Origin of the sequence: Ruminococcoides intestinale, from assembly GCF_040095935.1 — a bacterium.
Classification (GTDB): domain Bacteria; phylum Bacillota; class Clostridia; order Oscillospirales; family Acutalibacteraceae; genus Ruminococcoides; species Ruminococcoides intestinale.
Genome location: NZ_JBBMFQ010000002.1, coordinates 477,236 through 498,880, shown reverse-complemented (window position 1 = coordinate 498,880; position 21,645 = coordinate 477,236). Strand labels below are relative to the sequence as shown.

The window sequence follows — 21,645 nt, the reverse complement described above, 5'->3', positions numbered from 1 at the left end:
CTGTCTGTCTGTCTGTCTGTCTGTCTGTCTGTCTGTCTGTCTGTCTGTCTGTCTGTCTGTCTGTCTGTCTGTCTGTCTGTCAAGATTGTCCCCGTTTTAGCTGTTTGTGTCAAGTCTTTTTCTGCGTTTTTTGTATAAATTTGTGTTGTAATTACAGCATCCTTGTCTTTGATTAATCCATGAGCTTTTATCGGAGTATCAGGGTTTGTTCTTATGTCATTTGCGTTAATAATTTCAAATTGGTCTGGGTTATACTTATCGGTATATGTAATTGGCACAGCCATATATTCAAAATAATCACATGGTATATCCGCTGTTTTGTCAACATTGATTGCATCATAGTTATCATATTTAGGATATTCTTCTTCATTACCATAGTATTTTTTGTAAAGCACCAATTCTTCATGTCTTTTGGTATAATCCAAATTTGTAAACCACCTTACTCCCTTAACACGAATAAACTTTCTTCCATTTTCATCTTCCCCACAACCTGAAGCTTTTAGAGGATAATCATCCGGAACATAAAACTTTCTATCTCCGCTATGTATGCTTGCACCAAGCCACATTTTATTATCTTTTATTAATGGAAAAATTTCTTTGTATGTTATAGCATTAACATTACCTATTATTAAAAAATTTTTCTCGTATTCTATAAGTTGTGCCACATATTCTCTAAAAAGACTAAAAGGCGGGTTAGTAATGACGACATCTGCCTGTTTCATATATTCTATACATTCATCAGAACGAAAATCGCCGTCACCTTTTAATTTTTTTACACCACTATTTTTAGATTTTAATAAACTATCAATATCGCTGTCCGAAACACCTCTGCCGTTAGCCATCGGAACTTCGGAAATATCCATTACATAACCATTACCTCTTTTTATAGGTTCTTCATTCCACCCAACCAAAGTAAGTTGTTGTCCGACTATGGGAGATGTGCTATACGAAGTACAGATTAATCTCTTTAATTTTAAATAATTGAAATTTCTTAAAAAAAATTTACAGAAATTACTCTCAAACGGATCATCACAGTTACATAATACGGTTTTATTTTTGAATTTATCTTCGTAATGATTAATTTCCGCTTGGATGACTTCATAACTGGTATAAAATTCATCTTTTTTTGCATTTTTCGCTTTAGATAAGCCACTATTCTTTGCCATGTCTTTCCCTCTATCCGTTATATAAATTCCACAACACTATAGGGTTACTATAGCACACTTTTTTCGTTATATCAACAAATTTAGTGAATTTATTTCACTAAATTATACTATTTCGCCAATGATTGTGAAATATTTTAACATTTGTATCAAAACAATGGCATAAAAAAACGGTGAGCAGATGCCCACCGTTTTTGTGTTTAGCTTTTTAAATTTGAAATTAGTCTGAAGATAATCAAGCTTTTAAAATTAAAATATTTAACCTCAGTTACGAGAAATTAAACTAAAACAATAAAAATTCAATTAATTATTCAGCTGCTTTTCTTTTTGCAAAACATTCGCTGCAATAGTAGCTTTTGCCTTCAACAGGCTTGAAAGGAATCTTTGCAGTTCCGCCGCATTCAGCGCAAACGGTTTCAAAGAATTCTCTCTCTGTCTTGGCAGCATTTTTACGAGCCTGTCTGCAAGCCTTGCAACGCTGTGGTTCGTTTGTGAAACCCTTTTCAGCGTAAAATTCCTGCTCTCCTGCAGTAAAAACAAATTCGTTTCCGCATTCTTTGCAGACAAGTGTCTTATCTTCGTACATTGGTATTTACCTCTCTTTTTCTACCTCTCGGAGGTTAGTTTGTTGCCCCGTGCGGAGTTGCACCGCAATACTGTTAAGGACAAATATTAATTTTCGGTTCACCGCTCAGCCGACATTCAGACCGCCGTGAACCTTTTTCCTTGCTCTTTGCAAGGCATTGTCAACCGCCTTTTCGGTTACGGAAAGCCTTTCGGCAATTTCCTTATAACTCAAGCCGTTGCCGTAGAGCATAAGAACATCGTATTCGGACTTTGACAGCACACTTTGAAGTCGCAACAGCAACTGGTCAAGCTGTTCTCTGCACATCAAAAGTTCTTCGGGAGTTTTGGCGGAATCTTCAATTGACTCGCCCACATCGTCCATCGGAACAATGCTTGATGAGGGAATGGCTTTTTTCTGTTCTCCCCGTCTGATTATAGAAATAAATCTTCTTTCAACAACAACCGACATATAGCTTTTAAAGCTTGCACCGCCGTTTTGGTCAAAGGCTTTGCAGGAACAAAGCAGTCCCACAAGTCCTTCCTGAACAAAGTCATTGTGTTCATAACCCTCTGCCGAAAACTTTCGTGCAATTATACTGATTGTGTCAAGATATCTTACGACAAGCTCATCAAAAGCACGGTCATCACCAAGACTCACAAAATTTGCAAGCTGTGCGTCGGATAAAGTACCGTAGGATTTTTGCAATTCGGTCATAACCTGCCCCTAATACTTATTCTTATACGCTTAATAGTATAACAAAAACGCACAAATGTCAACAACCCGAAAGCAATTTCTGTAATATTGCATTATGATATGGAAATTATTTGTGCAAAATAGCTGAAATAAAGTCGAAATTACATACATTATAAAACTTGTTAAGAGAAGCAGAAAATGTTATACTTTATATTATTAATTTATTACGATTTTTATTTATCGGTTCGGGGGAATTTTTATGGTTGTTACCTGCAACAGTTTTGGCGTGAGCGGTATGGACGGCTACAAGGTTGAGCTTGAGGCGTCAATGTACAACGGCACACGGGAATTTGATATGGTCGGTCTGCCCGACGCCGCCGTGCGTGAGAGCAAGGACAGGGTTCTCAGTGCATTAAAGAACTGCGGATTCAGATATCCTGCCGCACATATGACCGTGAACCTTGCCCCTGCCGATATCAAAAAAGAAGGACCTATTTACGATTTGCCGATTGCGGTTGCAATTCTTATACTGCTCAATCAGATTAAGAGCAACATCTCCGACTGCGCATTCATCGGCGAGCTTTCGCTTTCGGGAGAAGTCAGAGGAATCAACGGAGTTCTGCCCATGGTAATCAAGGCGAAGGAATGCGGTATAAAGAAAATTTACGTTCCGAAAGCCAACGCAAGCGAGGGCGCTGTTGTTGACGGAATTGAAGTGTATGGTATTGACAACATTCTTCAACTGAAAGATTATCTCAATCACATTCTCGAACCTGCACCCGCAAAGCCGAATACACATTCTCCCACGGAAGAACGGGACTACATTCCGGATTTTTCCCAGGTAAAAGGTCAGCTTGAGGCGAAGCGTGCGCTTGAAATTGCCGCTGCCGGCGGTCACAATATTCTGCTCATAGGCCCTCCGGGTTCGGGCAAAAGTATGCTTGCAAAACGAGTTCCGTCAATTCTGCCCGATATGAGCTTTGACGAAATGATTGAAACCACAAAAATCCACTCAATTGCAGGAACGCTAAAGCATGACGGACTTATCACAACACGGCCGTTCCGTTCGCCTCACCACACGGTAACGCCCGTAGGACTCGGCGGAGGAGGTACGGGAACTATCAGACCGGGTGAAGTTTCACTTGCAAACAACGGTGTGCTGTTCCTTGACGAGCTGCCCGAATTTTCAAGAACGGCGCTTGAGGTACTCCGTCAGCCGATTGAGGACGGCTCTATCACAATTTCAAGAGCAGGTCAGAAATGCACCTATCCGTGTTCGATTATGGTGGTTGCCGCAATGAACCCATGTCCGTGCGGATATTACGGTGATCCAACAAGAAAATGCACCTGTTCGGAACAGAAGATAAAACGCTACCTCAACCGCATTTCGGGACCGCTTCTCGACCGTTTTGATATTCATGTAGAAGTGCCTGCCGTGAAATTTGAAGAACTGCGTGACGCTTCATCTGCCGAATGTTCAGCCGACATCAAAAAGAGAGCAGACAGAGCAAGAGAAATTCAGCGTGAAAGATTTAAGGGCAGTAAAACAACCTGCAACGCAAAAATTAACGCAGATCAGTTTGAAAAGGTCTGCATAATTGATAAAGAGGCTGAAAAGACGCTCAAAGACGCTTTTGAAAGTCTTGGACTTACCGCAAGAGCGTATGACAGGGTTTTGAAAGTTGCAAGAACCATTGCCGATTTGGACGAGTCGGAAATAATTCGCTCCGAGCATGTTCTTGAGGCGGTTCAATACCGCAGTCTTGACCGCAAATATTGGGCAAAATAAGACTTATACCTTACACAAAAATTTAAAATATCACTTTTAAAAAGTACGGCTTTATGCTATACTACTATAGTGTGACATCAAAGCGATGTTGCAGTTTCATGACACAGGAGGTTTTTTATAATGGAAATTACAAAGAATTCAATAATCGGTGATGTTCTTGATCAGTACCCCGACACAGCAGAGCTTTTCTTCAGCATCGGTATGCACTGCCTTGGCTGTCCTGCATCACGAGGCGAAACGATTGAAGAGGCTTGTATGGTACACGGTGCAGATGCAGACGCACTCGTTGCAGACCTTAACAAAGCAATTGCATAATGAACGGCGCATCTGATTTTTCGCTTGATAACCGTCTTGCGCTTTGTGCGGACTTTGTGCGTGACGGAGCAAAGGTTGCCGATATCGGCACAGACCATGCCTATCTTCCGGTGTGGCTGTGCCGTATTGGCAGATGCGACACAGCGATTGCCGCAGACATCAACCCCCTGCCCCTTGAACGGGGAATTGAAACAATTAACAACAGCGGTCTTAACAATCGAATTGAAGCAAGACTTTCAAACGGTCTTGAAAAAATTTCGGGCAATGAGGCTGACGACATAGTAATTGCAGGAATGGGCGGAGAACTCATTTCGCAGATTATCGAAAACTGGGAGTTTTCAAAGGACAGGTCAAAGCACTTTATTCTTCAGCCTATGACCAAAAGTGAAGAGCTTATGCGTTGGCTGTTTGCAAACGGTTTCAGCGTTATCAAGCGTGACTGCTGTACTGCCGCAAACAAGTGCTACACTGTAATTCTTGCCGAATACAGCGGTGAGGTTCGCACGGTATCCGAAAGCGACCTTTTTCTTTACGGACTTGATCCGAAGAACAACTCCATGCACCGCAGATTTATTGAAGGCTGTGTGCGCAGACTTTTAAAACAGGCTAAGGGCAACCCTGTCTGTGCCGAAACCGCACGCATTCTTGAGGAGAGCTTTAAGTGAAAACCATAAACGATATACTTAATTTTTTTGAAGAATTTGCGCCCTGTGCAACTCAGATGAGTTTTGACAACGCAGGGCTTATTGTGGGCGACAAATACACAGCCGTAAGCCGTGTGCTTGTCGCTCTTGACATTACGGAAGATGTTGTGAATGAGGCGGAAAGTCTGGGATGTGAGCTGATTATCAGTCATCATCCCGTAATTTTTGCCCCTATAAAAAGGCTTTTGCCTTCTTCCGTTCCCTATATGCTTGCACAAAAGGGCATTTCCGCCGTTTGTATGCACACCAACCTTGATCTCGGAGAAAAGTTCGGAGTGAACATCTGCCTTGCAGACGCACTCGGAGTCAAAAATCCCGTGCTGTCGGAACTTGGCGAGTGTATGTTCACGGGTGAGCTTGAAAGCGAAACCGATATTCACGATTTTACAAAGCTTGCAAAGAAAAATCTTAACTGCAAGGGACTTCGCTACACCGACATTAAAGACAGGGTTAAAAAAGTTGCCGTATCGTCGGGTGCAGGCGGTTCAAATGTGTTTGATGCGGCTTTGGCGGGTGTTGATGTGCTTGTCACGGGAGAAATCAAGCACCATGAGATTATCGCCGCAAATTCACTCGAAATTGACATTATTGACGCAGGTCACTTCAAAAGTGAAGATATTGTAATTTTACCGCTTGTAAACAAGCTTTCAAAAGAATTTTCCGAGATTATTTTTACAAAATCGCAATCCTGTGACGATATGATTAAATTTATTTAACCTGTAAGCATCATTATCAAAATATTTGTTGCATAATTTGTTACAATTTGATATAATGATACGGTAAATTACTATATGTGGTAGTGCGCCGTCTGTACGCACCGCAAAATGAGGTATTATGAGAATCAGAAAAAAGAAATGGGCAGAACCGGAGCTTTCCGTTTGCAATTTTTACGTAAAGAATCCAGAAGAAAACGCCGGAAAATGGATGCAGGCTTTCAAAAAGGAACAGCCGTTGTATCTTGAAATCGGCTGCGGCAAGGGCGGTTTTGCGGGACAGCTTGCGCTTAAAAATCCCGACAAAAACATTATCGCACTTGACATCAAGGTTGATATGCTCGGCGTCGGCAGAAGAACAATTGTAAAGCTTTTTGAGGACGCCGGCAAAACGCAGGATGATATTACAAATCTTTTACTTGTAAAATACAATGTTGAAATGCTTGACAAAATCATTACGGCTGACGATAAGATTGACAGACTTTTCATCAACTTCTGCAATCCGTGGCCGAGAGCAAAGCACAAAAAGCGTAGACTTACATACTACAAAAAGCTTGAAATGTACAAAACATTCTTGAAGCCTGACAGCGAAATCCGTTTCAAAACCGATGATGACGAGCTGTTTGACGAAAGTCTTGAATACTTTGAGCAGAGCGGATATGAAATTTTGTATCTCACCCGTGATTTGCACGCAAGCGATGTTACCGATAATATTGAAACAGAGCATGAAAAAATGTTCTCAGAAGAGGGCATAAAAATCAAGTATCTTATTGCAAGACAAAAGCCTTGACAGCCCCATAAATAAAGACGGGAGGGATTTTTGTGAAGATTAAAAAGCTGATTTCGGCTTTGGTTCTCGGTTCAATGCTTGTCGGTTTGAGCGGTTGCAACATAACGGATTTCAGCGCAGAAAATCTTCTTCGTCCTCCTAAGGCAGTCGGAGATGAGGCTGAAATTGAACAGCTTATTGCCAAAACGGCTGACAGCGGTTATACGCTGAAATATCCTAAAAACGGAAAATTCCGCAGTGCAATCATCATGACCGACCTTGACGGAAACGACAGCAACGAGGCTGTTGCATTTTTTCGCAACAGTGCCGAAACTTCTTCGGTTCATATGCTTGTCATGTACTCGAAAGACAATTCGTGGGAGATTGCGTCCGACAATATCTTTGAAACCACCGATATTGACAGCGTTGACTTTGCGGATTTAACCGGCAACGGAAAGGCTGAAATCATCGTTAATTCAACAACCTACACTCCGAATGTCGGCAAGCTTTCCTGCTACTCCTACACGGAAGGCAAGACAAACGAAGTGGGTTCGGGACAAAGCTGTTCAAGCTTTGTTACGGGGGATTTTGACAATGACGGAACAAGCGAGATTATGTCGCTTGTTCTCTACACAACCGAAAACGAGGCTCTTGCGTCAATGCTTGATTACAACGAGGACAGCAAAAGCCTGTATGCCAAAGCAATGGCAAACATGGATCCGAATGTTGCAAAGTACAAGAACATTGCCGTTACAAAGCTTGATAACGATATTACGGGAATTGTCGTTGACGGAACTTCTGCAAATGAGGTTACGAACACACAGGTTATTTTTTACAGCCGTGACCTTGCAATTCTGCGTAATCCTCTTTTTAAAGAAAAAGCAAAAAATATAACCCGGCGTTCATCGCAGATCATCTGTTCGGACATTGACAAGGACGGAAAGCTTGAAATTCCCGTTACGCTTGATCTGCCGAAACAGAGCGGTGACAGCAAAAATATTTATGCCGACAAAATCATTTGGAACAGCTTTGACGCACCCAAGGAGGCGCTTGTTGCAAAACAGGCAGTAATCATAAATTACGATTATATGTTTATGATGAACTATGCCGATAAGTGGAGCGAAAACAAGGTTACGGCAATTACCGACCTTGAAAGCGAAACCACCTCATTCTATGCATGGAACGGCACTAAGCTTGACACGGAGCTTTTTGAAATAAAGGTGTTCCCCGTCAGCGAATGGGAATCGGGCAAATCGGATGATTTTACGCTGATTACAAAAGACGATAAATATGCATACACATTTAATAATATAAATCCCGACACACAGATTTCGCTAAGTGATGACGAAATCAAGACAGGTTTTTCCACACTTGATCAGTCGGGAATCTGATCACAGCAACGGAGGTTTTGATATGAAAAAAATTCTTGTTTGTGAGGATGAAGCGGCAATTCGTGACTTTGTCGTTATCAATCTTACAAGGGCAGGCTACGACGTAGTTGAGGCAGACTGCGGCGAGGCGGCTTTGCAGAAATATGAAGAAAACAACGGCGATTTTGATGTTGCGATTCTTGATGTTATGATGCCGGGTATTGACGGTTTTCAGGTTTGTAAGGAGCTGAGGAACCGCAACGGCGGAATCGGAATTATTATGCTTTCGGCAAAAACTCAGGAAATGGACAAGGTAACAGGACTTATGCTCGGTGCAGACGACTATGTTACAAAGCCTTTCTCACCGAGTGAGCTTCTTGCAAGAGTTGATTCACTCTACAGAAGAGTTGCACTTGCACAGTCACATTCCGAAAACAACTTTAAAGAAGAGCTTAAATCGGGCGAGTTCACACTCAATCTTCGCAACCGTGCGCTTATGAAGAGCGGAAAGATGATTGAACTCACACAGGTTGAATTCCAGATTATGGAGTACTTCTTCTCGAATCCGGGTGTTGCTCTTGACAGAATCGACATTCTCAACCATGTATGGGGAGACGCTTATGTCGGCGAGGATAAAATTGTCGATGTTAATATCCGCAGACTCAGAATGAAGGTTGAGGACGAACCTTCAAATCCTAAACATATCATCACGGTTTGGGGACTCGGCTACAAGTGGGATTCAGGCGAATAACTTTCGAATAACTTTGCAGAACAGCCTGCATAAAATGTATATAATCTAAAGAGGAGGGCGGCAACAATTTTTAAGGGTATTTCAAAAAGATGGATGCTCAACACATTGAGTGTTATACTGACAATCATAATCCTTATTGTTGTCAGCCTTATTTTCATTGTTACATATATTTTTCAAAACAGCGTTGAACAGAACCTGAACACAACAAGCAGCGAACTTTCACTTGTCTTTTCGGGATTTCAGAGCGACAGTTCAACCTCGTTTACGGCGTCTGCCCGTGATTATGTTGAAAACTTTGACAAAAAAGAAGAAATGGAGGTTCTTGTAATCAATTCCTCCGGCAGAGTTGTCATGACTTCAACAGGATTCACACCCGATGACAACGAGCAGATTCCCGATTTTAATGACGCACTCTCAAACGAAAACGGCTGTGCATATTGGAACGGCAAGCTTTCATCGAACGAAAGTGCAATGAGCCTGACAAGAATCATCACCAACGAAAACGGAACCTGCGTCGGTGCGGTAAGATACATTGTTTCCATGGAACAGGTCAACACGGCAATTGTGCTTGTTTCTGCGGCAGTTATTGCGTGCGGTCTTGTTATCATCGCCCTTGTAATATTGTCGGGACTTATGTTTATCCGTTCAATCGTTACCCCGATAAGAAAACTTTCGGAGATTTCAAGCAAGATTGCCCACGGTGATTTTTCACAGGCAAAGAAGATTGAGTACAAATACGATGATGAAATCGGCGACCTCTGCGATGCAATAAGCGATATGGCTCTTGATTTGCAGACAGCCGATCAGATGAAAAACGATTTTATTTCACGAGTATCACACGAGTTGCGTACTCCGCTTACGGCGATTAAGGGCTGGGCTGAAACAATGCAGCTTTCCGAAAGAGGAAAGCTTGACCGCAAAACCTTTGACCGTGGTATGGGAGTTATTATCAGCGAAAGCTCACGCCTTACAAGCATTGTAGAAGAGCTTCTTGACTTCAGCCGTATTCAGAGCGGAAGAATGAAGCTCATCAAGGAAAAGCTTGACATTCTTGCCGAATTTGACGATGCGGTTTACTTCTTAAAGGAAAGAGCCGTTACAGAGGGCAAGCATCTTCTTTATGATGAGCCCGAGGTTGTTTATCCTGCCGTTTACGGCGATAAAAACAGGCTCAAGCAGGTTTTCCTCAATGTGCTTGACAATGCGTTGAAATACACACCAAAGGGCGGTGTTGTTGCCGCTCAGGTAATCTACAGCAAAGATGAACCCGATATTATCAAAATTGTAATAACCGACACGGGTTGCGGAATTTCTGCCGAGGATCTTCCAAAGGTTAAGGAAAAATTCTACAAAGCAAACCAGACTGTCGGCGGTTCGGGAATCGGACTTGCGGTTGCCGATGAGATTATGAACCTCCACAACGGTTCACTTGATATCGAAAGCGGAGAGGGTGTCGGCACAACCGTAACGCTCACCTTCCCTGTATATAAAGAGGGCAGTGAAAACTCACTTCCCGAAAACATTAAGCTTTAATCTTATTTCTCTGTGCAGCCTAATACAGAAAGGAACAGCTAATGGCTAAAAATACTACTAAAAAAATCACCTCAATCGGCGGCAGCGCCCTGATTGAAGGCATTATGATGAGAGGTCCGAAACGCACAACCGTGTGTGTTCGTACCGCACCCGACAAGATTTACAGCGAGGATATAAGCATAAATACAATTCCCTCAAAATGTAAGCTTTTCAAGCTTCCGTTTTTAAGAGGAATTGCAGGTCTTATTGACTCAATGCGACTTTCCTACAAAGCGCTTATGCTCTCTGCCGATAAGGCAATTGAATCGACCGAAATCGAAGAAGAACCGTCAAAGTTTGAAAAATGGCTTGACGATAAATTCGGCGACAAGCTTGTTAAGGTTATGATGGTAATTGCGTCAATCCTCGGTGTTGCGCTTGCCGTGGGACTTTTCTTCTTCGTCCCCTCTTTCCTGTTTGACCTCAGTGCAAATGTTGTGCCGGCTTTCAAGGGTGACGGCGGAAACGCTGTTTTCTGGAAGTCTGTTTTTGAGGGTGTTCTCAAGATTATTCTTTTCTTACTTTATATTATAGTATGTTCACAAATGACCGAAATGAAAAGGGTGTTTATGTACCACGGTGCCGAGCACAAGACAATTTTCTGTTACGAAAACGAAGAAGAACTCACAGTTGAAAATGTTAAAAAGCAGAGCCGTTTTCACCCGAGATGCGGAACAAGCTTTATGGTTCTTATGCTGATTGTCGGCATCCTTGTCGGTCTTTTCGTTCCTGTTGCACCTTTCGGCATCGGATTTTTAAGACCTGTATTCAAGATTCTTCTTCTCCCCGTTTCATGCGGAATCGGTTACGAGCTTATCAAAATCTGCGGTAAGCACGACAATGCCGCAACAAGAATCATTGCCGCTCCCGGACTTTGGGCACAGAGAATCACAACAAAAGAGCCTGACGACACTATGATTGAAGTTGCAATCGAGGCTATCAAGGCTGTTATCCCCGAGGACGGCTCGGACATTGTAAGCAAGTAATGACTGTAAACGAAATTTATCAAAGCGGACTTAAACTGCTTGAGAATAATAATATTGAAAATTCAAAATTTGAGGCGCAAAGTCTTTTACAAAAGGCTTTTTCGCTTGACAGAGTCGGCTTTATCATGCACAAAACTGATAAAGCCGATGAAAACTGTTCACATAACTTTTTAAAGCTTATTGAAAAACGAATTTCAGGCGAGCCGTTGCAGTATATTCTCGGCGAATGGAGCTTTATGGGATTCGATTTTAAGGTGGGCAGAGGCGTGCTCATTCCCCGTGATGACACGGAAGTGGTTGTCAATCTCTGCATTGATTTTCTCAAAAACAGAACCGACAAAAAAACGGTTGACCTCTGTTCGGGCAGCGGTGCAATTGCCGTTGCACTTGATAAAATTTCGGGTGCAAAAGTTACGGCAGTTGAAATTGACGAAACCGCTTTTTCATATCTTGAAACAAATGTAAAAGAAAACAATTCGTCAGTAAAGCCTGTTATGGCTGACGCTCTCGAAATCTGCGAAACATTTGCAGACGGTGAGCTTGACCTCATTGTTTCAAATCCGCCTTATATAAAATCAGCCGACATAGAAACACTTCAAAAGGAAGTTCGGCTTGAACCAAGACTTGCACTTGACGGCGGCGAGGACGGTTACGATTTTTACCGTGAAATAGTGAGCCGTTGGAGCAGAAAACTCAAAAAAGGCGGTGCACTTGCATTTGAACTCGGAGAAAATCAGGCTGATGCAGTAAAGGCACTTATGACTGAACAAGGCTTTTCGGATTTTAAAATTTCACTTGACTTTGGCGGTGTGCAGAGGGCGATTATTGGGACTTTGCTCTGATTTTAGAAATTTTGTTCGATAAAATTACCGCCAAATTATTGCATTTTCTCCTCACATATTTTATAATCTTAGTGCGGACATAACCGCCGTTGAAGTGACGGTTATGTTACAGACCGAAAAACATCAGCTCCCTTTGCGGAGTACGGAGGTATATGAAATGGCAGTAGATAAAAACAAAGCGCTTGAAACTGCGCTCACACAAATCGAAAAACAGTTCGGCAAGGGTGCTGTAATGCGTCTTGGCGAAAATAAACATATGAACATTGAACACATCTCAACAGGTTCGCTTTCGCTTGATATTGCACTCGGAATCGGCGGACTTCCCCGTGGAAGAATTGTTGAAATTTACGGACCTGAATCTTCGGGTAAAACAACACTTTCTCTCCACTGCATTGCAGAGGGACAGAAAAACGGCGGCAATGTTGCATTTATTGATGTTGAGCATGCACTCGATCCGACATATGCGGCAGCTCTCGGTGTTGATGTTGATTCACTCCTCGTTTCACAACCCGACACGGGTGAAGACGCTCTTGAAATTGCAGAGGCGCTTATCCGAAGCGGTGCGATTGATGTTATCGTAATCGACTCCGTTGCCGCTCTTGTTCCGAAGGCTGAAATTGAGGGCGAAATGGGTGACAGCCATGTAGGTCTGCACGCAAGACTTATGTCACAGGCACTGCGTAAACTCGCAGGTGCAATTTCAAAGTCAAACTGCGTTGCAATCTTCATCAACCAGTTGCGTGAAAAAGTCGGTGTTGTTTACGGCAACCCCGAAGTTACAACCGGCGGTCGTGCGCTCAAGTTCTACAGTTCCGTTCGTATTGATATAAGAAGAGTTGAAACCCTTAAATCAGGCGGTGAAATGGTCGGTTCACACACAAGAGCAAAGGTTGTAAAAAACAAGATTGCTCCTCCGTTCCGTGAAGCTGAATTTGATATTATGTACGGTGAAGGCATTTCCCGTGAGGGCGAACTTCTTGACCTTGCCGTAAAGGCTGAGATTGTTCAAAAAGCAGGAGCATGGTTCAGCTATGACGGCAGACGACTCGGACAGGGACGTGACAAGGTCAAGGAACTTCTCAAAACCGACAAGGAGCTTGCTGCTGAAATTGAGAAGAAACTCTGGGAAAATATTGACAAGCTTTATGAACGCAAAAAGCCTGCTCCAAAGGTAAAAATTACCGAAGTTCCGTCTGCAAACCAAGAAATCAAGACTGATTCTGCGGATAAGACAGAGAAAAAGAGCGGTGCAAAAATTGATGTTCTGGTTGACGACTGATGCTTATAACCGCAGTTGAACCACGAAGAAAGGCGATGTGTGCGCTCTACATTGACGGCGAATATGTTATGAATCTTGACGCACGCACAGTTATTGAAAACCGATTTGATGTCGGCAGAGAGATTGATGACGAGGAGCTGCACGAGATTATCAGGCTAAGCAATGAGCGCCGTGCAAAGGAAAAGGCTTTGTGGCTTATTTCCTATCGTGACCACTCAAAAAAAGAACTCACCGACAAAATCAAACGCACCTGTGACGAGGAATCGGCGGAAAAGGCTGTTGAGCGAATGGAAGAACTCGGTCTTGTAAATGACGAAAACTTTGCAAGACGATATGCCGAACAGCTTTTGTTTTCAAAACATAATGCTCCGAGAGGTGCGGTAAGACAGCTTGTTCAAAAGGGAATTGACCGTGAACTTGCAGAAGAGATTATCGAAGAAATCGACTTTGATCCGTGTGACGGAATAAGGGCGGTTATCGACAGAAAATATAAAAACATAAATGATGAAAAAATAAGGCGAAGAGCCGTTGCCGCTCTGCAAAGGCTCGGATACGGATGGGATGACATTAAGACCGTCCTCAGAGAATACACAGAGGAAGACTGATTATGAATTATAAAGTAGGCATTGTATCACTTGGTTGTGCAAAAAATCAGGTTGACGCCGAGATGCTTTTGTACACACTCAAGAACAGAGGATTTATTATTGTGAACGATCCGGCAGATGCGGACGCAGTAATTGTAAACACCTGCGGATTTATCGAAAGTGCAAAGCAGGAAAGCATTAACGAAATTATCGAACTCGGCAAGCTCAAGGACGAGGGCAAAATCAAGGCAATCATCGTAACAGGCTGTCTTGCTCAAAGATATAAGTCGGAAATTTCCGAACAGCTTTACGAGGTTGACTCGGTTATCGGAATCGGTGCTAACGAAACTATCGCAGACATCGTTTTGGAAACACTTGACGGACAGAAGTGCGAAAGCTTTCCCGACAAGGTTTGTCTGCCGCTTGAGGGCGGAAGAATTCTTTCAACTCCCCCCTACACCGCTTATCTCAAAATTGCCGAGGGTTGCGACAACCGTTGTTCCTATTGTGCAATCCCGATGATCAGAGGCAGATTCCGCAGCAGAGATATTGAAGATGTTGTAAAAGAGGCGGAAGGTCTTGCTGAGCGTGGAGTCAAGGAACTCAATGTCATTGCTCAGGACACAACCCGTTTCGGTGAGGATAAATACGGCAAACCGATGCTTGCAGAGCTTCTCAGAAGACTTTGTAGGATTGACGGCTTTAAATGGATAAGGGTTCTCTACTGCTATCCCGACAGAATTACAGACGAGCTTATTGACACAATTGCAAGTGAAGATAAGATTGTAAAATATATGGATATTCCGCTCCAGCATTGTAACAAGGATATTCTCCGCAGAATGAACCGTCACGGCGACAGAGAAAGCCTTACTGCACTCATGAACAAGATTAAGGATAAAATTCCGAATGTAATCTTCCGCTCAACCTTTATTACAGGTTTCCCCGGTGAAACCGAGGAGCAGTTCAATGAGCTTGCAGAGTTTGCCGCTGATATGAAGTTTCAGCGACTCGGCTGTTTTGCCTACTCTCCCGAGGAGGACACAAAGGCAGCTGAAATGCCCGACCAAATTGACGAAGAAATCAAGCAAAAGCGTGCCGATATTATTATGGAGCATCAACAGCAGGTTATGGCTGAATACTGCGAAAGCCTTGTTGGCAAAGAGATTGAAGTTCTTGTTGAAGGCTTTGACAAGCTTGCCGAATGTTTCTTCGGCAGAAGTTATGCCGACGCCCCCGAGGTTGACGGCTGTGTATTCTTCACCTGTGACGGTGAAAAGCCAAAGGCAGGAGATTTTGTCAAGGTGCGTGTAACCGATTACACAGGCTGCGATCCTGTAGGCGAATTTGTCGGCAAAATCGACTAAGTGGCTAAAAGACTCAGCAATTTCATAATATTTAACTTTGAAAGGTACATAAAATGGACTTACCAAATAAACTGACAGTAGGACGAATAATTCTTGTTCCGTTCTTTGTGGCGGCATTGCTTGCAAACTTTCCGCTCAACAATGCCGTTGCCCTGATTATTTTTATTGCGGCGTCTCTTACGGATATGTTTGACGGAAAAATTGCAAGAAAAAACGGTCTTGTTACAGACTTCGGAAAATTTGCAGATCCGCTTGCAGACAAAATTCTTGTGCTTGCCGCATTGCTGTGCTTTGTACAGCTTGGAATATGTGACTGCGTTGCGGTCATAATCGTGCTTTTCCGTGAATTTTCCGTCACCTCAATACGGCTGATTGCCGCCTCAAAAGGCAAGGTTGTCGCCGCTAATATGTGGGGCAAAGCAAAGACGGTTTCACAGATGATTGCTATAATTGCAGTAATTGCAATGCAAATCGTGCTTGAACTGCCCGAAGTCGGACTTAATTTTATAAACACGGCAACATTTGAACCGATTTTCTTTGTGGTGGGAGAAATTCTCATCTGGATTTCGGTTGTATTCACAATCATTTCGGGCGTTGTATATATAATTCAAAACAGACAGTTTATTTCTCAGACCTGAGAACATACTCTCACGGTCTTGACAGGAGGGTGATTGCGTGTTTAAAACCCTGAAAGCGGATATTGATGCGGTTATGGAGCGTGATCCTGCCGCAAGGAACAGAGCAGAGGTGTTTTTTCTCTACTCGGGTTTCAAGGCGGTGCGTTCTCACCGAAAAGCCAACTGGTGTTTGCGACACAACCTAAAGTTTCTTGCAAGGTGGATTTCTCAACGCAGTCGTCACAAGACGGGAATTGAGATTCACCCGGGTGCAACCATCGGCAAGGGACTGTTTATAGATCACGGAATGGGTGTTGTCATAGGTGAAACTACAATAATAGGAGACAACTGCACCATTTATCAAAATGTTACTCTCGGAGGAACAGGCAAAGAAACGGGAAAAAGACACCCTACACTCGGCAACAATGTGCTTGTCGGCTCGGGTGCAAAGGTTCTCGGTCCGTTCAAGGTTGGTGACAACGCAAGAATTGCCGCAGGTGCGGTTGTTTTAAGCGAAGTTCCGCCGAATGCAACGGCTGTCGGCGTTCCGGCAAGAGTAGTAAAAGTCAACGGTGTTCGCAGTGAAACCCTTGACCAGATTCATGTATCGGATCCGGTTGCACTTGCATTGTGCAATCTTGAGCATAAAATTTTTGAACTTCAAAAACAGCTTGATGAGCTGAAAAAGGAAAATGTAAAAAGTGAGGAATAGCAAATGATTTTATATAATTCTCTCGGACAGACAAAGCAGGAATTTGTACCGCACACACCCGGCAAGGTTAATATGTACACCTGCGGTCCTACTGTTTATCACTATGCCCACATCGGCAATCTTCGCACCTATATTATGGAAGATGTTCTTGAAAAGTATCTTCGTTTTTCGGGTTATGATGTAAACCGTGTAATGAACATCACAGATGTAGGTCATCTTTCAAGCGATGCCGACACAGGCGAGGATAAGATGCTTTCAGGCGCAAAGCGTGAGCATAAAACTGTTATGGAGATTGCAAAGTTCTACACAGACGCATTTTTTGCCGACTGCGAAAAGCTCAACATCAAGCGTCCCGATGTTGTAGAGCCTGCAACAAACTGCATTGACGATTTTATTAATATGATTTCCGTTCTGCTTGAAAAGGGCTATGCCTACATTGCAGGCGGCAATGTTTACTTTGACACTTCAAAGCTTGACAGCTATTATGTTTTCGGCAATATGAATGAGGATGACCTTGCTGTCGGTGTTCGTGACAGCGTTGAAGAGGATGAAAACAAGCGTAACAAGGCTGACTTTGTTCTTTGGTTCACCAAATCAAAGTTTGATTCACAGGAGCTCAAGTGGGACAGTCCGTGGGGTGTCGGTTATCCGGGCTGGCACATTGAATGTTCTTGCATCAGCTACAAACACTGCGGTGAATATCTTGACATTCACTGCGGCGGCATTGACAATGCTTTCCCCCATCACACAAACGAAATTGCACAGAGCGAAGCTTTTCTCGGTCACAAGTGGTGTCCGTACTGGTTTCATGTACTTCATCTCAATGATGCAAGGGGCAAAATGAGCAAGTCAAAGGGCGGTTTCCTTACAGTTTCACTTCTTGAAGAAAAGGGCTACAATCCGCTTGTTTACAGAATGTTCTGCTTGCAGAGCCACTACCGCAAGCCGCTCACATTCTCATATGACAACCTTGACAACACAGCCACAGCCTACAACAAGCTTGTAAAGAGAATTTCCGCTCTTTCAAGGGACGGTGAGCCTGATATGGCAAAGGCTGAGGAGCTTACAAAGGGATTTAGCGAGGCGCTTGACAATGACCTCAACACTTCTCTTGCTCTCACCTGCGTTTATGATGTTCTCAAGGCTGACGCAGACGATGCAACAAAGCTTTATGTAATCGGCGAATTTGACAGGGTACTTTCACTCGATCTTACAAAAGTTCCCGAAAGCAACAAGGCGGACGCTGACGATGACTTTGCCAAGGAAGTTGAAGAGCTTATTGCACAGCGTACAAAAGCCCGTGCCGAAAAGGATTGGGCGACAGCCGACGCTATCCGTGACAAACTTAAAGAGATGAAAGTTGTTGTCAAGGACACAAAAGACGGCATTGAATGGCATGTTGAGGGTTAACTTGACTGCTATCGCCCAATGAACGCACCTAATTAAAACAAAATATGAATAAATAAAAATCCCCTTCATATAAATTTGGTATGGAGGGGATTTTATGCGTTTGTATATCATAACAAAACGAAATCTAATATCAATCGGATTCTGTCTTTTAATCGGAGTGCTTGCAGGAGCAATTGCAGTCACATCAACCGTTCGAGCCGTTCAGAGTGCGGCTGCTCAGCGTGAAATTCCCATTTACTATGTTGACACGGACAAAAAGCAGGTTGCCCTGTCGTTTGATGCGGCATGGGGCAATGAACAGACAGAACAACTGCTTGAGATTCTCGACAAATACAAGGTGAAATCAACATTTTTCCTTGTGGGCGACTGGGTTAAGAATTATCCCGACAGCGTAAAGGATATTGCAAAACACGGTCACGATGTGGGCAATCACAGCAACACACATCCGCATATGACGCAAATGTCATCGTCCGATATGGTCGGTCAGATTCAGTCCTGCAACGAAAAAATCAAGGAGCTTACGGGCAAAACCCCCACCCTGTTCCGAGCCCCCTACGGCGATTACAACAATGATGTTGTAAAGTCGGTCAACGGATGTAATATGTATTGCGTGCAATGGGATGTCGATTCGCTCGACTGGAAAGATCCTACTCCCGAGCAGATAAAGCAGAATATTATGAAAAAAATCAAGAACGGCAGTATTATATTGATGCATAACGGTGCAAAAAATACCCCCGAAGCATTGCCGACGGTAATCGAGGCAATCAAGTCCGAGGGCTACGAAATCGTTCCGATTTCGCAAATTCTGCTCAAAGGCGAATACTACACAGATGTTGACGGCAAAATGTGCAGTAAAACCGCCACACAACCGAGTTCGTAAGTAAAGAATATTTATAAATACCGCTACGGATAATACACAACTTTTATTACATCAAAACATTTTAGTAAAACAAATCATTTCATCAAAGCGGGCGAACGAGGTTCTCCCCTACAAAATAACAATAACTTTCATACAAAAACAGACTGACAGATTATCAGTCTGTTTTTTAATGCAATCATCATTTTCTTGCAATGTTAAGAATATTTTCCCACCATTCATTAGATGATATTATTGAATAGGTTGTGAGAAAACTTTCCGCTATTAGCAAACGAATGAGTATGACAAATAGTATTGTTAAAAATAAATCCAATGCCATTACTAAACATATATTTAAAATATTTCCGTATTCTGCATATTTTAACCTTAAAATAAATGTCGGTACTACACATATACAACTAATGAACATTAAGTCAAGAGGTATCACAAGCAACGATATAATTGAATTCAGCACATCATTATGACAAACAAAATCTATTGACCAAGTAACAAGTAACAAATAAAAAATTAACACCTTTGTAAAATCAAGTATTGTAAACCCAATCGTAGCTGTAACTTTTACTGATTTGAATGAATTTTTCCGAACTAAATAGAAAGATATAATAAAAGTAATAATTAATAAAACCGCAAATATTAAATAGCAATTGTTAACAATGAAATCAGCAAATACTTCGGCTACTCTATTACTTCCACACAGATAAAATAAAAATGCAATAATTGCAAAACCACAATTACTAAATAAAATAATCATTGCGTACTCCTTAAATTATTTCTAATTAAGAAATCACTTAATGCAAAAGCAAGTTCTATAATTTTATATACTTTATTCACTTGAATTATACCCATATTGTATAAAATTGTCAACAAAAAGTTATAATATTATACTCACAAGGTATAATTTATGGAGCGGGTACGGCAAATGCAAAGAATTAAGGAACTACGAAAAGAAAAATCTATGAACCAAATCGCATTGGGAATGGAACTTAACTTTTCACAAAAGATAATCAGCGAATATGAAAACGGAAAGGTTGAACCGAGCATTACAACGCTCAAAAAACTTGCGTCAATTTTTAATACATCTGTTGATTATATAATTGAATATACGGACATCAGACAGCCGATTGACAAAATTGCACAGTCTAAACTTTCGGAAACGGAATGCGAACTTCTCAATGAATTTCGTTGTCTGCCAAAAGAAAAACAAAACATTGCCCTTGGTATCATTATGGGATTAAAGCACAGTTAATTGTAGCCAATATAATTTTATTCGTATCGTGTTTTCACACGAAATGATTGGTAGCCTTGCGACCGCCGCCGGTGGCGGAAAAAGGGAGCAATGCGCTGTCTGAAATAACGAGCAATAGGAAGCACATTTATGTGCAACGCATTGCGACTATATTTCAGACGGGAGAACACAGTTCGCCGCTACAGTATGACGATTGTTTTGCGGTCTTTATAAAATTTGTTTTAACATATAGTTTATACTATTACTTGCGGGCGTCCGATGAACGCCCCTACTGATTAACAATAACTTTCATATAAAAACATATAAAAAACAGGCTGACAGGTTATAAAAAATCTGTCAGCCTGTTTTTTTAATTATAACTTAGATTAAATCAATAATATGCCTTTTCAACATTTGATTTGTCGGCAAAATCAGCAAAATGCTCATCTGCGTATGAGCCCTTTTTAACATAGATTGTAAGTTTATCAGAATCGACACAAGTCAAGAAACTACTTTCTATTGAGGTAAGTGATTCCGGAAGATAGAGTGTTTCAAGTTTTGTCCATGCAAAAACAGAATCACCGACAGTTGTTACTGATTCGGGAAGTTTAATCTCCTTGATTCCTGAATACTGGAACGCAGATTCCTTGATTTCGGTTACCTTATCAGGAATTTCAATAGTTTCAAGCGACTCGCAATTGCTAAAACAGAATTCTGAAATTCTCTTTAGGTTTTTCGGAAGCTGAACCGTTTTCAGGTTATTATCATATACAAACAAACCGTCAGGAAGATTTTTGATGTTTTCAGACTCAAACACAACACTTTCAAGGTTATCGTTTTCTGAAAAATAGTTATCCTCGCCGCTTGCCCAATCATCAATTCTTAAATCAATACAATTTTTTGGAATTACGATTTCGCTCTTCTTTGCTGCTTCTTTTGAAAGATTGACAATGCAACTGTTTTCATCCCACACGAAATCACCGTCAACTGCATCTCCGACTTCAGCAGTACTTGAATCATCAGCTGATGAATCATTCACGGACTCAACCTTGCTTGAAGATTTGTCGGTTGAAGATGAATTGTTACCGCCCGAACAACCCGTTGCAACCGCACCAAGCGCAACCGTCAAAGCCAAAAGTGAAACTATAAATATTCTTTTCATTTTTTACTCTCCTCATGTTTGCTTTATATCATTGCTTAATACAGCAAAGCTATTATATTATTAAAACAAGATTTTGTCAATAAGTCAAAATCTTGTTCTCTAATATCAACAAAGAATAACTTTTTCGGTACAAAGATTATATTAATTTATATCAAAATCAAAATTTATTATTAAACCGCT

At 42.0% G+C, this 21,645-nt stretch carries 23 protein-coding genes; 18 read left to right on the top strand and 5 right to left on the bottom strand.

Annotated features, from left to right (window positions below; genetic code table 11):
• The 3 genes from WMO31_RS06115 to WMO31_RS06105 all read right to left on the bottom strand — a co-directional run.
• A partial coding sequence (locus WMO31_RS06115; protein ID WP_367999381.1) for an adenine-specific methyltransferase EcoRI family protein occupies positions 1-1,166 on the bottom strand: 1,166 nt, incomplete at its 3' end.
• Positions 1,167-1,470: 304 nt separating this feature from the next.
• Positions 1,471-1,749, bottom strand: a complete 279-nt coding sequence (locus WMO31_RS06110; protein WP_117520343.1) for a zinc-ribbon domain containing protein — start codon at positions 1,747-1,749, stop codon at positions 1,471-1,473.
• Between the two features lie 105 nt (positions 1,750-1,854).
• The gene (locus WMO31_RS06105) at positions 1,855-2,445 is read right to left on the bottom strand and encodes a sigma-70 family RNA polymerase sigma factor (RefSeq protein ID WP_304029227.1); all 591 of its coding nucleotides are present in this window, start codon (positions 2,443-2,445) and stop codon (positions 1,855-1,857) included.
• 238 nt (positions 2,446-2,683) lie between these two features.
• Here WMO31_RS06105 and WMO31_RS06100 point away from each other — a divergent pair, with 238 nt between their 5' ends.
• From WMO31_RS06100 to WMO31_RS06020, 17 genes are all read left to right on the top strand, one after another.
• Positions 2,684-4,213 (top strand): YifB family Mg chelatase-like AAA ATPase, encoded by a 1,530-nt coding sequence (locus WMO31_RS06100; protein ID WP_367999380.1) that lies wholly within the window; start codon positions 2,684-2,686, stop codon positions 4,211-4,213.
• 120 nt (positions 4,214-4,333) lie between these two features.
• Complete coding sequence (locus WMO31_RS06095) at positions 4,334-4,528, top strand: DUF1858 domain-containing protein (RefSeq protein ID WP_015523330.1); 195 nt, start codon at positions 4,334-4,336, stop codon at positions 4,526-4,528.
• Positions 4,528-5,193, top strand: coding sequence for a class I SAM-dependent methyltransferase (locus WMO31_RS06090; protein ID WP_367999379.1), 666 nt, complete (start codon positions 4,528-4,530; stop codon positions 5,191-5,193). Before WMO31_RS06095 ends, WMO31_RS06090 begins: the two co-directional genes overlap by 1 nt.
• Entirely contained in the window at positions 5,190-5,948 is a 759-nt protein-coding gene (locus WMO31_RS06085) for a Nif3-like dinuclear metal center hexameric protein (protein WP_367999378.1), read from the top strand. Before WMO31_RS06090 ends, WMO31_RS06085 begins: the two co-directional genes overlap by 4 nt.
• Before the next feature lie 118 nt (positions 5,949-6,066).
• The gene (gene trmB / locus WMO31_RS06080; RefSeq protein WP_015523328.1) at positions 6,067-6,735 is read left to right on the top strand and encodes a tRNA (guanosine(46)-N7)-methyltransferase TrmB; all 669 of its coding nucleotides are present in this window, start codon (positions 6,067-6,069) and stop codon (positions 6,733-6,735) included.
• 32 nt (positions 6,736-6,767) lie between these two features.
• Positions 6,768-8,105 carry a hypothetical protein gene (locus WMO31_RS06075; RefSeq protein WP_337367926.1) on the top strand — a complete coding sequence of 446 codons (1,338 nt, stop codon included), beginning with the start codon at positions 6,768-6,770 and terminating at the stop codon, positions 8,103-8,105.
• 22 nt (positions 8,106-8,127) lie between these two features.
• Positions 8,128-8,835 (top strand): response regulator transcription factor, encoded by a 708-nt coding sequence (locus WMO31_RS06070; RefSeq protein ID WP_015523327.1) that lies wholly within the window; start codon positions 8,128-8,130, stop codon positions 8,833-8,835.
• 105 nt (positions 8,836-8,940) lie between these two features.
• A complete protein-coding gene (locus WMO31_RS06065; protein WP_242961772.1) occupies positions 8,941-10,368 on the top strand; it encodes a sensor histidine kinase in 1,428 nt (475 codons plus the stop codon).
• A gap of 41 nt (positions 10,369-10,409) precedes the next feature.
• Positions 10,410-11,393: a DUF1385 domain-containing protein gene (locus tag WMO31_RS06060; RefSeq protein ID WP_021882907.1), complete on the top strand. Its 984-nt coding sequence runs from the start codon at positions 10,410-10,412 to the stop codon at positions 11,391-11,393.
• A complete protein-coding gene (prmC, locus tag WMO31_RS06055; protein ID WP_367999377.1) occupies positions 11,393-12,235 on the top strand; it encodes a peptide chain release factor N(5)-glutamine methyltransferase in 843 nt (280 codons plus the stop codon). Before WMO31_RS06060 ends, prmC begins: the two co-directional genes overlap by 1 nt.
• 157 nt (positions 12,236-12,392) lie before the next feature.
• Positions 12,393-13,514, top strand: coding sequence for a recombinase RecA (gene recA / locus WMO31_RS06050; protein ID WP_367999376.1), 1,122 nt, complete (start codon positions 12,393-12,395; stop codon positions 13,512-13,514).
• On the top strand, positions 13,514-14,119 hold the full coding sequence (locus tag WMO31_RS06045; protein WP_015523323.1) for a regulatory protein RecX: 606 nt from the start codon (positions 13,514-13,516) through the stop codon (positions 14,117-14,119). The genes recA and WMO31_RS06045 overlap by 1 nt, the downstream gene beginning before the upstream one ends.
• 2 nt (positions 14,120-14,121) lie before the next feature.
• On the top strand, positions 14,122-15,462 hold the full coding sequence (gene rimO, locus WMO31_RS06040; RefSeq protein WP_155130945.1) for a 30S ribosomal protein S12 methylthiotransferase RimO: 1,341 nt from the start codon (positions 14,122-14,124) through the stop codon (positions 15,460-15,462).
• A 53-nt stretch (positions 15,463-15,515) separates the two neighbouring features.
• Complete coding sequence (pgsA, locus tag WMO31_RS06035) at positions 15,516-16,100, top strand: CDP-diacylglycerol--glycerol-3-phosphate 3-phosphatidyltransferase (protein WP_367999375.1); 585 nt, start codon at positions 15,516-15,518, stop codon at positions 16,098-16,100.
• A gap of 37 nt (positions 16,101-16,137) precedes the next feature.
• On the top strand, positions 16,138-16,791 hold the full coding sequence (gene epsC, locus WMO31_RS06030) for a serine O-acetyltransferase EpsC (RefSeq protein WP_367999374.1): 654 nt from the start codon (positions 16,138-16,140) through the stop codon (positions 16,789-16,791).
• A gap of 3 nt (positions 16,792-16,794) precedes the next feature.
• Complete coding sequence (gene cysS / locus WMO31_RS06025) at positions 16,795-18,201, top strand: cysteine--tRNA ligase (RefSeq protein WP_367999373.1); 1,407 nt, start codon at positions 16,795-16,797, stop codon at positions 18,199-18,201.
• 94 nt (positions 18,202-18,295) lie between these two features.
• Positions 18,296-19,081, top strand: a complete 786-nt coding sequence (locus tag WMO31_RS06020; protein ID WP_118101765.1) for a polysaccharide deacetylase family protein — start codon at positions 18,296-18,298, stop codon at positions 19,079-19,081.
• Positions 19,082-19,259: 178 nt separating this feature from the next.
• Here the strand turns inward: WMO31_RS06020 and WMO31_RS06015 are convergent, their stop codons facing one another.
• Entirely contained in the window at positions 19,260-19,829 is a 570-nt protein-coding gene (locus WMO31_RS06015) for a hypothetical protein (protein WP_303670770.1), read from the bottom strand.
• Between the two features lie 168 nt (positions 19,830-19,997).
• Here WMO31_RS06015 and WMO31_RS06010 point away from each other — a divergent pair, with 168 nt between their 5' ends.
• Positions 19,998-20,324, top strand: coding sequence for a helix-turn-helix domain-containing protein (locus tag WMO31_RS06010; protein ID WP_181983280.1), 327 nt, complete (start codon positions 19,998-20,000; stop codon positions 20,322-20,324).
• Between the two features lie 370 nt (positions 20,325-20,694).
• Here the strand turns inward: WMO31_RS06010 and WMO31_RS06005 are convergent, their stop codons facing one another.
• On the bottom strand, positions 20,695-21,465 hold the full coding sequence (locus tag WMO31_RS06005) for a leucine-rich repeat domain-containing protein (RefSeq protein ID WP_015523316.1): 771 nt from the start codon (positions 21,463-21,465) through the stop codon (positions 20,695-20,697).
• Positions 21,466-21,645 lie beyond the last annotated feature (180 nt).

What these genes read in the sequence shown, in the direction of transcription:
- WMO31_RS06110 (WP_117520343.1), bottom strand. Translation starts at nt 1,749, where the DNA reads ATGTACGAAGATAAGACACTTGTCTGCAAAGAATGCGGAAACGAATTT.
- cysS (WP_367999373.1), top strand. Translation starts at nt 16,795, where the DNA reads ATGATTTTATATAATTCTCTCGGACAGACAAAGCAGGAATTTGTACCG.
- WMO31_RS06095 (WP_015523330.1), top strand. Translation starts at nt 4,334, where the DNA reads ATGGAAATTACAAAGAATTCAATAATCGGTGATGTTCTTGATCAGTAC.
- WMO31_RS06015 (WP_303670770.1), bottom strand. Translation starts at nt 19,829, where the DNA reads ATGATTATTTTATTTAGTAATTGTGGTTTTGCAATTATTGCATTTTTA.
- WMO31_RS06020 (WP_118101765.1), top strand. Translation starts at nt 18,296, where the DNA reads ATGCGTTTGTATATCATAACAAAACGAAATCTAATATCAATCGGATTC.
- trmB (WP_015523328.1), top strand. Translation starts at nt 6,067, where the DNA reads ATGAGAATCAGAAAAAAGAAATGGGCAGAACCGGAGCTTTCCGTTTGC.
- WMO31_RS06045 (WP_015523323.1), top strand. Translation starts at nt 13,514, where the DNA reads ATGCTTATAACCGCAGTTGAACCACGAAGAAAGGCGATGTGTGCGCTC.
- pgsA (WP_367999375.1), top strand. Translation starts at nt 15,516, where the DNA reads ATGGACTTACCAAATAAACTGACAGTAGGACGAATAATTCTTGTTCCG.
- WMO31_RS06090 (WP_367999379.1), top strand. Translation starts at nt 4,528, where the DNA reads ATGAACGGCGCATCTGATTTTTCGCTTGATAACCGTCTTGCGCTTTGT.
- prmC (WP_367999377.1), top strand. Translation starts at nt 11,393, where the DNA reads ATGACTGTAAACGAAATTTATCAAAGCGGACTTAAACTGCTTGAGAAT.
- WMO31_RS06100 (WP_367999380.1), top strand. Translation starts at nt 2,684, where the DNA reads ATGGTTGTTACCTGCAACAGTTTTGGCGTGAGCGGTATGGACGGCTAC.
- WMO31_RS06005 (WP_015523316.1), bottom strand. Translation starts at nt 21,465, where the DNA reads ATGAAAAGAATATTTATAGTTTCACTTTTGGCTTTGACGGTTGCGCTT.
- rimO (WP_155130945.1), top strand. Translation starts at nt 14,122, where the DNA reads ATGAATTATAAAGTAGGCATTGTATCACTTGGTTGTGCAAAAAATCAG.
- WMO31_RS06010 (WP_181983280.1), top strand. Translation starts at nt 19,998, where the DNA reads ATGCAAAGAATTAAGGAACTACGAAAAGAAAAATCTATGAACCAAATC.
- WMO31_RS06070 (WP_015523327.1), top strand. Translation starts at nt 8,128, where the DNA reads ATGAAAAAAATTCTTGTTTGTGAGGATGAAGCGGCAATTCGTGACTTT.
- WMO31_RS06060 (WP_021882907.1), top strand. Translation starts at nt 10,410, where the DNA reads ATGGCTAAAAATACTACTAAAAAAATCACCTCAATCGGCGGCAGCGCC.
- recA (WP_367999376.1), top strand. Translation starts at nt 12,393, where the DNA reads ATGGCAGTAGATAAAAACAAAGCGCTTGAAACTGCGCTCACACAAATC.
- WMO31_RS06105 (WP_304029227.1), bottom strand. Translation starts at nt 2,445, where the DNA reads ATGACCGAATTGCAAAAATCCTACGGTACTTTATCCGACGCACAGCTT.